This is a genomic window from Clostridioides sp. GD02377 (assembly GCF_045899875.1).
Lineage (GTDB): Bacteria > Bacillota > Clostridia > Peptostreptococcales > Peptostreptococcaceae > Clostridioides > Clostridioides difficile_A.
On the sequence record NZ_JBJODA010000012.1, the window covers coordinates 20,987 to 34,242 of the forward strand.

The following is a 13,256-nucleotide window of genomic DNA, read 5'->3' on the forward strand; positions in this document are numbered from 1 at the left end:
ATCACCTCCCTATTACTGTTTTTTACAGATTATGCATTGAGTTAAATATTTCTTCTCTTTGAATTTTTACATCTACTGATAATTCTTTTCCTCTTTTTATTAAGTCTTCAACCGTTTGCTCAAAAGAATTTAATGCTTTCTCTAAATCAACTATCATAATCATTGTAAAATACTCTTGTAATATCTTTTGTGAAATATCTACTATATTAATATTTTGCTTGAATAACTCATCACTGATTCCTGCTACTATACCTGGTTTGTCCTTTCCAATTACTGTTAAAATTGCTCTCATGATAATATCCTCCCTTATTTTTTTATAAATCTTACATTTTTACAAATTGAACTTTTTATTAGCATATATTTCATTTATTTGTTAGTAAATCACTTTTTATGTATATATTTAATATATTTTAATACCTATACCTTCATTTGTCAATTTTTTTTCAATATTCTATTATTTTTATACTATTTAGTCAAATTATATGTATTGTACATTTTATTGATAACAATATATAGTTTTCATAATAATGAAAGGTATCACTTAACAAACTCATAATTTGATAAGCAATACCTTTCTAAAAATTATTTTTTTATTTTTATGAATCTAATTATATTTTTTCTTGTGCCAGGATTTACAATCAATATAGAGCAAAACATAGTTAAACTTAACACTCCAATTAAAATGAAACTCTCTTTCCCAATGCTATATTTTTTAGGTGATAATTTAGTATTAGTTTCATCTTTATTTTCATTATTGTGATTTACTTGATTATTTATTTTTGATTGATTATTATTCATATCTAAATTGTCATTATAAAAATCTTCATTATAAAAATATGATTGATTATTAGTGCTAAATACAGTTTTTTGTTTTAGGCCTTTATTATCATTTTCTAAGATAAAACTTTTATTAGATTTATCCTCATTTTTTAAAATCTCATCTTTTTCTTTATCATTAGTTATATTATTATCATCGTTATCTTTTGGAGGATTCTTACTTGTAGTACTGCTAGAATCAGATTCTATATTGTTGTCATTTGGAGTATTAGGAGTTTTTTCATCATTACTACTATTATTATCTTTATTGTCATTATTTAGATTACCATTATTATCTTCTTCTCTATCTGGGTCATCTCTTCCTCCTCCTCCACGGTCACCACCAGCATCTTCATTTTCTTGTTCATCATCTGGTGTAATCTGATTATTCCCCCCTCCTAATACAAATCCAGGTTTTAAAAATATATTTGAATACCCATCTCTTAATCCACCTTCTACTTTTACTCTAAAACATCTCAACTTAAAATCTTTAAAATCAATTGTGACTTGATTTGTAATATACTCTAGTTCACTGCTTATCCAACTTATACCATCATCAGAATATTCCACAAATACCTTTTTTGCATTATATGGCATGTCATAATCTAAGACAGCTGTATAACCATATTCTCGGTTTCTAAAATACACAACTAAATTATTTATAGGCTCCTTATTTCTAATAGAGATATTTATAACTGGAAAAACATCTTGATTTAATACTATATTTTTTTCATTTAGAATATTTTCATCAAATTTACCTCTTATAATAAACTCTAGATTTTTATTTAAATCAGTATAGTAATTTGATAAATCCCACTCTACATTTATATTTGCAATTTTTCCACTTGAAGTTTTTAGACTTACTTCTTTTGGGAGCTCTACATCCTCAATTTTATCATCTTTTGTTAATATCAATTCCTCTTCAAATACACTAATGCCTCTAAGATTACATCTTATAATATTATAATCTTCATCTTGTGGTATGTCTGGCATTATTACATTCCCATCACCGATGATATAAACAATCTTAGTTTTTGATATAATTGATTCGCCTTTTGTATTATTTGCGATTGTGTTTTGTTGGTTATTCTTATTAACAATTACTGATGTACTCTCTATTTCCACTTCTCCATTACAGTAAATACCTACAGCATCTTTTCCATTAACCTCAATTATTCTAGATTCTACCTTAATATCATTTTCTGAATAAATTCCTATTGCGTTATCTCCACTTGCACGTATATTACCAGTTTTTCCATAATATGTAGCTAGAACTAATTTAGCTTCTTTCTCTACATATAAAGCAGTTCCATTCAGTGCAACTATATTATCTATTCCTATATTTAATTTGCCTCCCCGTTCTACGTGTATTACACCTTCATTCCCTCCTTCTCCAATTATATTTAACTTATTACCACTAATATTAAAATTACCTTTATCTTTTATAAGTATTTTATATTGGTTTGTATCTATTGTGATATTAGTCCCATAGGGAATACTAAATCCAAAATAATTATCTATTACCATATCACATGTAAGAGAATAAACTATGTCTCCCTCATTATCTTCATTTTTTACAATCCAATTTTTAAAATCATCCAAACAATTGTCTTCTTGCGAAAAGCTCTTCTTTGGTAAAATTATAAAAATACTTACTAATAAAGTTATAAGAAGAAATATCTTATTTTTTTTATTCATTTTTTTCTCCTATTTGATTATTCTATCAAGTAAAATTATGTCTCTTTAATGTATTTTATTTATTAATTCTTAATCTTATAATTTTATCTATATATTTTATAATATCCCTATTTATTACTACTACTGAAAATAACATGGTTAAAACTATGATTTCAACTCCAATTATAAGCTCACTTTTAGAACTCTGAGTCTTATCATATTGCTTTGAAATAGATTTTAGTTTATCATTAGAATTATTTACTTCAATACCATCTGTCTTACTTAAAATCACTTTATCTTTATATGTATTTTTAGAAGGTTCATTATTTTCCTTATAACCTTCTTTTAGGTCTTGTTCTAAATTATTTTCAATTTTATTTTTTTCAATCAAGTTATTATTTTTAACTTTATTATTGATATTCTCTTCACTCTTTTCTTTGTGTACTTCTTTATCTATTTCAGTATGTTTTTCATGTGACTTATTATTTTCTTCATCTTGTCGATTGTTATTTTTTTCTTCTCCATTATCTTCTATAACCTTACTTGAATCTAATGGTCTTTGCTCATCAGTATTATTGTTATTTTTATTATCTACACCTGAATTAACCTTATTGTCTTCTCTATCTGGGTCATCTCTACCTCCACCTCCACGGTCTCCACTATCATCATCGACTTCTTGTTCATCATCTGGTGTAATTTGATTACCTCCTCCTCCCATTACAAATCCAGGCTTTAAAAACACATTTGAATAACCTTCTTTCAATCCACCTTCTACCTTTATCCTAAAACATCGTAACTTGAAATCTTCAAAATCAAGCATAACCTGATTACTAATATTCTCTAATTCTTCACTTACCCAATTTACACCATCCTCTGAATATTCCACAAATACTTTTTTAGCACTATATGGCATACTATAATCTAATATAGCTAGATAACCATTTTTAAAATTTAAGAAAGATACTTCTAAATCATCTATAGGTTCTTTATTAACAATATAGACATGTAAAACAGGAATAACATCATTGTTTACAATTATGTTCTTCTCATTTAAATCTTCTTCTTTAAATTTACCTATTATAATAAACTCTGTATTATTATTTAAATCATTATAATAGTTTGATAAATCCCACTCAACATCTAAATCTATAGAGTTCATACTAGAAGTTCTTAAACGTACTTTATCTGGTAATATTATATCTTCTACTTTATCCTCTTTTGATATGTTCATTTCTTTTTCAAAAGCTCTAATCCCTCTATAGTTACAATTTACTATCTCGTAATTCTTATTCTGAGGTATATCTGGAGTAATTGTATTTTGTTCTCCAATAATATAAATCTTATTTGCTTCTGATACAATCGACTTAACTTTTTTATTTTCCAATAATACATTTTGCTTCTTATTACCACTATGTATAATTATTGAGGTATCTTCTATTTCGACTTCTCCTTTACAATAAATTCCTATTGCATTTTCTCCATCAGCTTCAATTGTTTTAGAATCTACTCTAATATCATTTTCCGAATAAATTCCTATTGCATTTTCTCCATTTGCTTTTATATTTCCAATCTCCTCATAATATTTATCTATACTCAAATTTGCATCTTTTTCAACATATAACGCAGTTCCATTTAATGCAACTATATTATCTATTCCTATATTTAATTTTCCTCCCTTTTCTACATGTATTACTCCTTCACTTCCACCCTCTCCAATTATATTTAGCTTGTTTCCATTAATATTAAAATGTCCTTTATCTTTTATAAGTATCTTATATTTATTTGTATCTATTTTAATATTAGTTCCATATGGAATACTAAATTCAAAATAATTATCTACTATCATATCGCAAGGAAGAGTATAAACTATTTCTTTCTTATTATCTTCATTTTTTACAACCCAATTTTTAAAATCTTCTAAACAATCATTTTCTTGTGAGAAACTCTTACTTGGTAAAATTATAAAAATTATAGTTAATAAATTTATAAGAAGAAAAATTTTATTTATTTTATTCATATTGTTCTCCTATTAATTTTTTAATAAGCTTAAAATGCTTTAAACGATTCTGTCTATTTTTTATGTTTTATAAATTTATCTACATATTTTATGATACCAGGATTTACTACTACTATTGAAAATGACATAACTGATACTATAATTCCACCCCAAATAACACTCCTACCTTGAAAATTCTGAGTTTTACTATGTGAATTAGAAGTAGAGTTTGAGCTATTATTAAATTTATCTAATTTAAAAGTCTCTTTTTCATTTGATATTTTTTTACTATCAGTTGTGTTTTTACTTTCCTGATTTTCTTCATAATCTCTTTTTAATATTTGAATTAAACTATTCTCATACTTGTCTATAATAGTTAATTCATCATTCTTAATATCATTATCTCTGTTATTGATATTAGTCTTATTAGTTTCTTTATCTTTCTCTATAATATCTTCATTAGACTTATCATTTTTTTCATCTTCTTGGTGAATATTATCTTTTTCTTCATTATTGAAATTTGTTATATTGTTAGAATCTTCAGGTATTTCTTCAGTGGAATTATCATTTTTCTTATTATCATCTAAATCAAATTCATCATTTTCTCTATCTGGGTCATCTCTACCACCACCGCCACGGTCACCATCAATATCATCATTTCCCTTTTCATCATCTGGTGTCTCTTGATTGTCACCACCACCCATTATAAATCCTGGTTTAAAAACCATATTTGAATAACCTTCTTTTAATCCGCCTTCCACTCTTACTCTAAAACAACGTAGCTTAAAATCTTCAAAAAAAAGTATAGCTTGGTCTCTAATATCTTCCTGTTCCTCAGATGTCCAATTGATTCCATCTGCTGAATATTCAACAAAAACTTTATTTGCATTGTATGGCATATCAAAATACAAAACAGCTACATATCCATCTCTTGTGTTTTGATAATCTAATTCCAAATTATCTATTGGTTTTTTCTCTGCAACAGATATGTCCAAAATAGGAACAACATCATCATTTATTACAATTTTTTCTCTATTTAATGTTTCTATTTTAAACTTTCCTGTTACACTAAAAGTTTCTTCTTTTTTTAACTTTTCATAATAACCAGTAAAATCCCATTCTACATCTATATCAAGTTGATTACCACTAGATGTTTCTAATACCATATCTTTCGGAAATTTTATATCTTCTATTTTATCATCTTTACTTACTTTTATTTCTTCACTAAATACATCAATTCCCCTATGGCAACATGTTATAATATTATAGCCAGAATCTTCAGATATAGCTGGCATAAGCTCATTAGAGTTATCAATTATATAAACTTTCTTGCTTTCTGATACAATTGATTGTACAGCCTTATTATTAGCTCTTAATAATCCATTTTCTTTGCTACTACTATAAGCTTTTATTGAAGATTCTTCTATCTCAACATCACCTTTAGAATAAACACCTATAGCACTCTCTCCATTCACTTCAATATCCTTATTTAATATTCTAATATCATTTTCAGTATAAATTCCTATTGCATCTTTTCCATTTGCCTTTATTTTTTCAACAGATTCATAGGATGATTTAATATATAAGTCTCCTCCTTCTTCAACGTATAAGGCTGTCCCATCAGTAGCAATTATGTTATTTATACCGATACTTATACTTCCACCAGTTTCTACATGTATTACTCCTTCTTTTCCTCCTTCACCTATTATATTTAGTTCATTATCATCAATAATAAATCTTCCATGATTTTTTATCAGTATTTTATATTTGTTGGTATCTATTGTAAAATTACTGTCATAAGGAATATAAAATCTAAACTCTTCATCTATTACCATATCACAAGGAAGAGTATAAACTATTTCTTCTTTGTTATTTTTATTTTCTTGAACCCACCTTTCAAAATCTTCAAAACAATTATCCTCTTGTCCAAATACCTTGTTTGGAGAAATTACAAAACAGAGTATTATTATGCTTACAAAAATAAATATTTCAGACTTCTTCATCTTTTACTCCTAATATTTTAATATAATAATGTTGAAAAATGTATCTTATATATATAATTTTTCCATAATTAGCACTTGTTGTCAATTTTTATAAATAAAAAGCTACTTAATAAAGTAAACAATCGTTTAACTTTAATAAGTAGCTTATATTCTTATAATAAAATAGTTATAATATTAGAGCTTCCTTCATTTACAATTTTTTGTAGAGTCTTTTGCATCTTAACTCTTATCTCTTCTGGCATAGTATACAATTTACTCTGTAATTGTTCTTTCACTAAATCATGAAGTGACTTACCAAACATATTTGATTCCCATAAATCTGCTGGTTGCTCTTCAAACACCTCCATAAGATATTTTATCATCTCTTCACCTTGATTCTGATTACCAACTATTGGAGAAACTTCTGTAGATATATCTGCCTTTATAATATGAAGTGATGGTGCATTAGCTCTTAGCTTGATACCATATTGTTTTCCTTGTTTCATTATTTCTGGTTCCTCTAAACTAAGTTCTTCTAGAGAAGGAGCTACTACTCCATATCCTTTTATCTTAGCATCTACTAAAGCACTTTCTATTTTATCATACTCATTCTTAACCTTAGATAATCTAGTTATTAGACTAAGCAATTGATAATCTCCCTCAATTTTAAATCCACTCTTTTCTTCAAGGACATTATAGAATAAATCTTGCTTTGTCTGTAAATCAATATTTATAACGCCTTCTCCTAACTCTACATTATCAACACCTGTATCCTCCAAAAACTCTAACTCAGAAAATCCTTGCATAATTCCTTCTATATCTCTTATTTTTCCTATATCTATGATACTTTGTTTTAATGTTGTTATTATGCTACTTTTTATCCAGTGATTTCTTTCTAGACCTTCAACCCATTTAGGTAAATTAATTCTTATTTCTGTAAGTGGGAAATCATACAATACAGCTTCCATAACTTCCTCTATATCATCTTCTTCCATTTCAACTACATTCATTGGAAGAACTGGAACTTCATACTTTTCTTCCAATTCATTTCTAAGCATACTTGTTTCCTCACTTTTTGGACTTAGTGTATTTAAAACAACAGCAAATGGTTTTTTAAGACTTTTTAATTCTTGTATAACTCTTTCTTCTGGCTCTACATAACTTTTTCTGTCAATACCAGTAACTGAACCATCTGTCAACACAACTACCCCTATTGTAGAATGGTCTTTTATAACTTTTTTAGTTCCTATTTCTGCTGCTTTTTCAAATGTCATAGCTTCTTGTGACCAAGGAGTTGATACCAATCTTTGTTTTCCACCTTCCTCATGCCCTAAAGCTCCTTCAACTATGTATCCAACACAATCTACCATTCTTACTTTCAGAGATACTGTGTCTTTTATTTTAATTTCTACGCCATCTGCTGGTACAAATTTTGGTTCTACTGTCATTATAGTTTTACCTGAGCCACTTTGAGGTATCTCATCTCTTGTTCTATCCTTCTTAAACTCATTGTCTATGTTTGGTATAACCAACTTTTCCATAAATTTTCTTATAAAAGTTGATTTTCCTGTTCTTACAGGACCCACTACTCCAATATATATATCCCCCTGAGTCCTTTTGGATATATCTTCGTATATGTTATTATTCATATTATTCCTCCTATACATCTAATCTTATTAAATTATATTTAGAGTTAGGGGTTAATATTCTTAAAATAGAAAAATAAAGACTAGCAATATTAATTTCCCCTACATACAGAAACTGGTAAACTTTAAGGTGGATTAAATTTATTAAAATCCATTATATTAAAAAGATATAATGACAATCATGATAACTATAAATTGCATATAAAATAATTTATTATACTGTATATACATAGACTATGCTATATAAAATTAAAATAGCCCTCTTTATATTAAAGAGGGCTAAAACAAATTTATTATTTTTTTATTTTGTATTACAATGACTTATATCTCATCACCTAAAACGACTTCTTCCATTTCATGCTTTTTACTTCTCATCATTAGTTCTATTCCAACTTCCTTAGGATCTGAACCTTTGTTTATTACAGAATATATAGCATTAGTTATTGGCATGTCTATATTCAATTTTTCAGCTACATCGTGTGCTACTTCAGTAGCAGTTATACCTTCTACAACCATCTTTACTTCTTTTAAAGTATTTTCTAGGCTCATACCTTGACCTATAAGTATACCAGCTCTTCTATTTCTACTATGCATACTTGTACAAGTAACAATTAAATCTCCTATACCTGAAAGACCTGCAAATGTAGACACATTAGCTCCCATAGCAATTCCAAGTCTACTCATTTCACTAATACCTCTTGTCATAAGAGCAGCTTTTGCATTATCACCATATCCTAATCCATCACATATTCCGGCTCCAAAGGCTATAATATTTTTTAATGCTCCTCCAAGTTCTACTCCAACTATATCTGGATTCGTATAAACTCTAAGCTTAGGGCTCATAAATAAGTCTTGTATCATCTGTGCTATTTTTAAATCTTCAGAAGCTACTACTACTGTAGTAGGGATTTCTCTTGCTACTTCTTCAGCATGAGATGGCCCAGATAGTATTACGTATGGATTTTGTGGTAATTCTTCTTCACAGACTTGAGATAATCTAAGCCCAGTACCTTTTTCAAGACCTTTTGCCACATTAACAATAACTTGTCCCTCTTTTATAAATGGTTTTATTTTTTGGCAAGTACTCCTTACAGCCTGTGATGGAACTGCTAAAATTATCACTTTACAATCTTTTATAGTTTTGTCTATGTCAGTACTTATAGTTATATTATTTGGAAATAATACTCCTGGTAAATAGTCTGTATTTTCTTTAGTCCTATTTATTTTTTTAGCTTGTTCCTCTTTTCGAGTCCACATACTCACATCGTTGCCTTTTTTTGCAAGACCTAAAGCTAATGCACTTCCCCAACTTCCAGTACCTAATACACATACTTTCTCCATGTTTAACACCACCTGAGTATAATATATTTACTATTCTTTCTTTTGACCAATTTTTCTCTCTGTCCCATTTAATAATCGCTTTATATTTGCTCTATGATTATATATTACTGATGCAGTTAAAAACAAAGCTACTATTAAACCAGCTTTATTTTTTACTATAATCATAAATATTGGTGAACATCCGATTCCTACGACAGAACCTAATGAAACATACTTTGTTATAACTACCACCAATATAAATACTGCTAGACACATTAGTGTTATTACTGGATTTACAGCAAGCATTGCCCCTAACGAAGTTGCAACACCTTTACCTCCTCTAAACCCTAAAACTGCTGGCCAATTATGACCTGCTACAACACATATAACTGCCAGATATCCAGCTAAAAGAGTATCTATACCAACTAATCTTGCTGCAAGCTCTGATATTAACACAGCCATTACACCTTTAAGAACATCTCCTAAAAATGTCATTGCTCCTGCTCTTTTTCCAAGTGTTCTAAGTACATTTGTTGAACCTGCATTACCTGAACCTTGAGTCCTTATATCAACTCCAGCAATTCGCTTTGCAACTATGTATGAAGTCGATATATTGCCTAAAAGATATGCAACAACAGCGATAATTATATAACTAAATATCTCCACTGAAATTCCCCCTTTTAGTTATATTTTAAATATTTATTTCTTATTTTTTTGTCTATACTCAAATTTTATGGAAGTTCCTTCAAATCCAAAGTTTTCTCTTATCTTATTTTCAAGATACCTTTGATATGAAAAATGAGTTAAGTCCTTATCATTTATAAACAATGTAATCTTAGGAGGTCTAATGTCTGTTTGAGTTCCATAGTAAATTTTTAACCTTCTACCTTTATCAGATGGTGGTTGATTTAACATTACTGCTTCTCCAATTACCTCATTTAATGCTGAAGTCGATATTCGCTTAGAATGTTCATTTGATACATACTCAACTGTATCCAATATCTTATTCATTCTCTGATTAGTCTTTGCAGAAACAAACACAATTGGAGCATACATCATAAATGGGAATTTTTCTTTTATATCTTTTGTGTAATTACTCATAGTCTTATTATCTTTCTCTATTAAATCCCATTTATTGATTACAAATATACATCCTTTACCTTCATCATGTGCTATACCAGCAACTTTTGTATCTTGTTCTGTTACACCTTCTAAGGCATCTATTACAATTAATACTACATCTGCTCTATCTACAGCACTCATGGCTCTTATTACACTGTATTTTTCTATTGTCTCATATATTTTACTTTTTCTTCTAAGCCCTGCTGTATCTATCAAAAGGAATTTCTGTCCATTCTTTTCAAAATAAGTATCAATTGCATCTCTAGTAGTACCTGCAATCGGACTTACAATCACTCTTTCTTCTCCAAGTATTTTGTTAAGTATAGAACTTTTACCTGCATTTGGTTTACCTGTTATAGCTACTCTTATTATATCTTCTTCATACTCTGTATCTAATCCTGCTGGAAAATTTTCAACTATCTCATCTAATAAATCTCCAAATCCCATACTATTAGCTCCTGAAACTGCAAAAGGAGTTCCAAATCCTAATTCATAAAAATCGTATATATTGTCAAATTGACTCTGACTATCAATCTTATTAACTACTAATATTACTGGTTTTTTTGTCTTTCTAAGTAACTGTGCAATTTCCTTATCAGCTGCTGTTATTCCAGCCTTCCCATCAACTATAAAAAGTATTACATGTGACATGTCCATTGCAAGCATAGCTTGACTTCTCATTTGAGATAATATTATGTCTTCGCTATCAGGTTCAATTCCTCCTGTATCTACTAATGTAAAATACTTATCTAACCACTCTACTTCAGCAAATATTCTATCCCTTGTAACTCCAGGTGTATTTTCAACTATCGATATCCTTTTTCCTGCAAATTTATTAAATATTGTAGACTTACCAACGTTTGGTCTCCCAACTACAGCTACAACTGGCCTACTTATACTCATGTTGTTTCTCCTTCCATCTTTTGTTTTCTATTTTAAAATTTTATCCACAAAGTCTTTTCCTTCATTCAAACATGGGATAATTTTTATTTTCATAAGTTCTTCTAATTGATTTAATTCAATATTATCTAAGAAAATTTCTTCATCTGCTTTTAGCATGCTTCTTGTTATATAAAGAGCTTCTCCTAATTCTTTATTTTCAAGTTGCTCTCTTAAATCTTTAGCTGTTAAAAGACCTGATACAGTTATTGTCTCTCCAAAAAATTTATTTTTTATCTCATACACATCTACCTGAAGATTTTTAAACTTGTCCATCATAGCATTTGCCATACTCTGTATGAATTCATATGCAGAATGACCAGTAGCTATTGAAACTCTTTTCTCTTTTTTAAGAATTTTTTCTGGTAATGTATTTAAATATTCTTCGATTTCTGATTTTAACTTACGTATCATTCCTACACCATCTTCAAACTGTAAAAAACCTTCATATTCTTCATATGTAGGTAACTCTCTATTAGATAATATATAAAATTCATCTGATAAAAAGGCAAATCGAGTCCCTATTTCATTAAGATATTTTTTTTGCATATTGTGTATCTGTTCTATCGTTCTACTTGCACCTTCACTATCAAATATGTCTAGGTTTGCTAAATTTTCTCTGTGTTTTGTAATTCCAACTGGTACTATAGCAACACTATTTACATATGGATAAAGTTGAGCTAATTCTCTTATTGTTCTCTCTAATTCTTTTCCATCATTTATACCTGGACATAAAACAATTTGACAGTTCATTTCTATATGAGCATCTGCCAATCTCTTCATTATACCATATAATTTTCCTGCAAATTTATTACTTATCATTTTTTGTCTTAATTCTGGGTTAGTCGTATGCACAGATATATTTATAGGACTTATTCTATATTTAATGATATTATTTATATCTTCTTCACTCATATTTGTAAGTGTAACAAAATTCCCTTGCAAAAAAGATAGTCTCGAATCATCATCTTTAAAATAAAGAGTTTCTCTCATTCCTTCTGGCAACTGGTCTATAAAACAAAACATACATTTATTTCTACAACTTTTAGCTTGGTCAATTATTGGATTTGTAAATTCAACACCCAAATCTTCGTCATAGTCTTTTTCTATCTCGTATATGTAGACTTCGCCATCTTTTTTTTGTATTTCTACTTCTAGATATTCATCACTTAGTAAGAATCTATACTCTATTATATCATGTATTGGCTGTTCATTCACAGATATAAGTAAATCTCCTATTTCTATACCCATTTCTTCTGCAATACTATCTTTGTAAACCTTACTTATAATGTTATTTATTTTTTTTACATTTACTTCCAATTTTTTCACCACTCTTTTGTATTCATCAAAGCTTATTATAATATATTTTCATATACGGTTTGTAAGTTTATTATATTTTATAATAGCATTTTTAAGCATTTCATGTCATAATAACACATTTTAATTCTAATAGTCAATATAAGTAACTAGCTATAAAAAAGATTAAAACAAATAATATTCAAATTTAAGTATTTTAAAAATTTGAATACTATTTGTTGTTAGAAATATTTTATAACCTTAATGTTTTACTATGATTAACGTTCCATTTGTCATATCATGAACCATTCCACCTACACACTTAGACATCAACATTGCCTTATTTTGTAAGTCTTTCTCATCGTTTGCATAAAATATTGGGCAACCTCCACCATTTTTCATATTCTTATCTAAAGTAACTATAGCTAGGGTATATTCGTTTAAACCTATATCCATTCCCAT

10 protein-coding genes are annotated in these 13,256 nt (G+C 28.2%); all 10 read right to left on the bottom strand.

Features of this window, described 5'->3' with window-relative positions:
• Positions 1-22 precede the first annotated feature (22 nt).
• The 10 genes from Q3304_RS11945 to Q3304_RS11990 all read right to left on the bottom strand — a co-directional run bounded on the left by Q3304_RS11945 (position 23) and on the right by Q3304_RS11990 (position 13,256).
• Positions 23-292 (bottom strand): ACT domain-containing protein, encoded by a 270-nt coding sequence (locus tag Q3304_RS11945; RefSeq protein ID WP_054271200.1) that lies wholly within the window; start codon positions 290-292, stop codon positions 23-25.
• A gap of 290 nt (positions 293-582) precedes the next feature.
• Positions 583-2,514 (bottom strand): hypothetical protein, encoded by a 1,932-nt coding sequence (locus tag Q3304_RS11950; RefSeq protein WP_407813692.1) that lies wholly within the window; start codon positions 2,512-2,514, stop codon positions 583-585.
• A 55-nt stretch (positions 2,515-2,569) separates the two neighbouring features.
• Positions 2,570-4,510: a hypothetical protein gene (locus tag Q3304_RS11955; protein WP_407813690.1), complete on the bottom strand. Its 1,941-nt coding sequence runs from the start codon at positions 4,508-4,510 to the stop codon at positions 2,570-2,572.
• 53 nt (positions 4,511-4,563) lie between these two features.
• Positions 4,564-6,492: a hypothetical protein gene (locus tag Q3304_RS11960; RefSeq protein WP_407813688.1), complete on the bottom strand. Its 1,929-nt coding sequence runs from the start codon at positions 6,490-6,492 to the stop codon at positions 4,564-4,566.
• Between the two features lie 152 nt (positions 6,493-6,644).
• Entirely contained in the window at positions 6,645-8,120 is a 1,476-nt protein-coding gene (spoIVA, locus tag Q3304_RS11965) for a stage IV sporulation protein A (RefSeq protein ID WP_054271204.1), read from the bottom strand.
• A gap of 318 nt (positions 8,121-8,438) precedes the next feature.
• Positions 8,439-9,458, bottom strand: coding sequence for an NAD(P)H-dependent glycerol-3-phosphate dehydrogenase (locus Q3304_RS11970; RefSeq protein WP_054271205.1), 1,020 nt, complete (start codon positions 9,456-9,458; stop codon positions 8,439-8,441).
• Positions 9,459-9,488: 30 nt separating this feature from the next.
• Entirely contained in the window at positions 9,489-10,103 is a 615-nt protein-coding gene (plsY, locus tag Q3304_RS11975) for a glycerol-3-phosphate 1-O-acyltransferase PlsY (protein WP_021385546.1), read from the bottom strand.
• Between the two features lie 33 nt (positions 10,104-10,136).
• Positions 10,137-11,462: a ribosome biogenesis GTPase Der gene (gene der / locus Q3304_RS11980; RefSeq protein WP_054271206.1), complete on the bottom strand. Its 1,326-nt coding sequence runs from the start codon at positions 11,460-11,462 to the stop codon at positions 10,137-10,139.
• A 27-nt stretch (positions 11,463-11,489) separates the two neighbouring features.
• Positions 11,490-12,818: a DUF512 domain-containing protein gene (locus Q3304_RS11985; protein WP_054271207.1), complete on the bottom strand. Its 1,329-nt coding sequence runs from the start codon at positions 12,816-12,818 to the stop codon at positions 11,490-11,492.
• A gap of 237 nt (positions 12,819-13,055) precedes the next feature.
• Complete coding sequence (locus Q3304_RS11990) at positions 13,056-13,256, bottom strand: capping complex subunit for YIEGIA (protein ID WP_021385530.1); 201 nt, start codon at positions 13,254-13,256, stop codon at positions 13,056-13,058.

Bases quoted from the DNA above. Each gene is read 5' to 3' on its own strand.
- Q3304_RS11990 (WP_021385530.1), bottom strand. From the start codon at position 13,256: ATGGGAATGGATATAGGTTTAAACGAATATACCCTAGCTATAGTTACT.
- Q3304_RS11955 (WP_407813690.1), bottom strand. From the start codon at position 4,510: ATGAATAAAATAAATAAAATTTTTCTTCTTATAAATTTATTAACTATA.
- der (WP_054271206.1), bottom strand. From the start codon at position 11,462: ATGAGTATAAGTAGGCCAGTTGTAGCTGTAGTTGGGAGACCAAACGTT.
- Q3304_RS11960 (WP_407813688.1), bottom strand. From the start codon at position 6,492: ATGAAGAAGTCTGAAATATTTATTTTTGTAAGCATAATAATACTCTGT.
- spoIVA (WP_054271204.1), bottom strand. From the start codon at position 8,120: ATGAATAATAACATATACGAAGATATATCCAAAAGGACTCAGGGGGAT.
- Q3304_RS11950 (WP_407813692.1), bottom strand. From the start codon at position 2,514: ATGAATAAAAAAAATAAGATATTTCTTCTTATAACTTTATTAGTAAGT.
- Q3304_RS11945 (WP_054271200.1), bottom strand. From the start codon at position 292: ATGAGAGCAATTTTAACAGTAATTGGAAAGGACAAACCAGGTATAGTA.
- Q3304_RS11970 (WP_054271205.1), bottom strand. From the start codon at position 9,458: ATGGAGAAAGTATGTGTATTAGGTACTGGAAGTTGGGGAAGTGCATTA.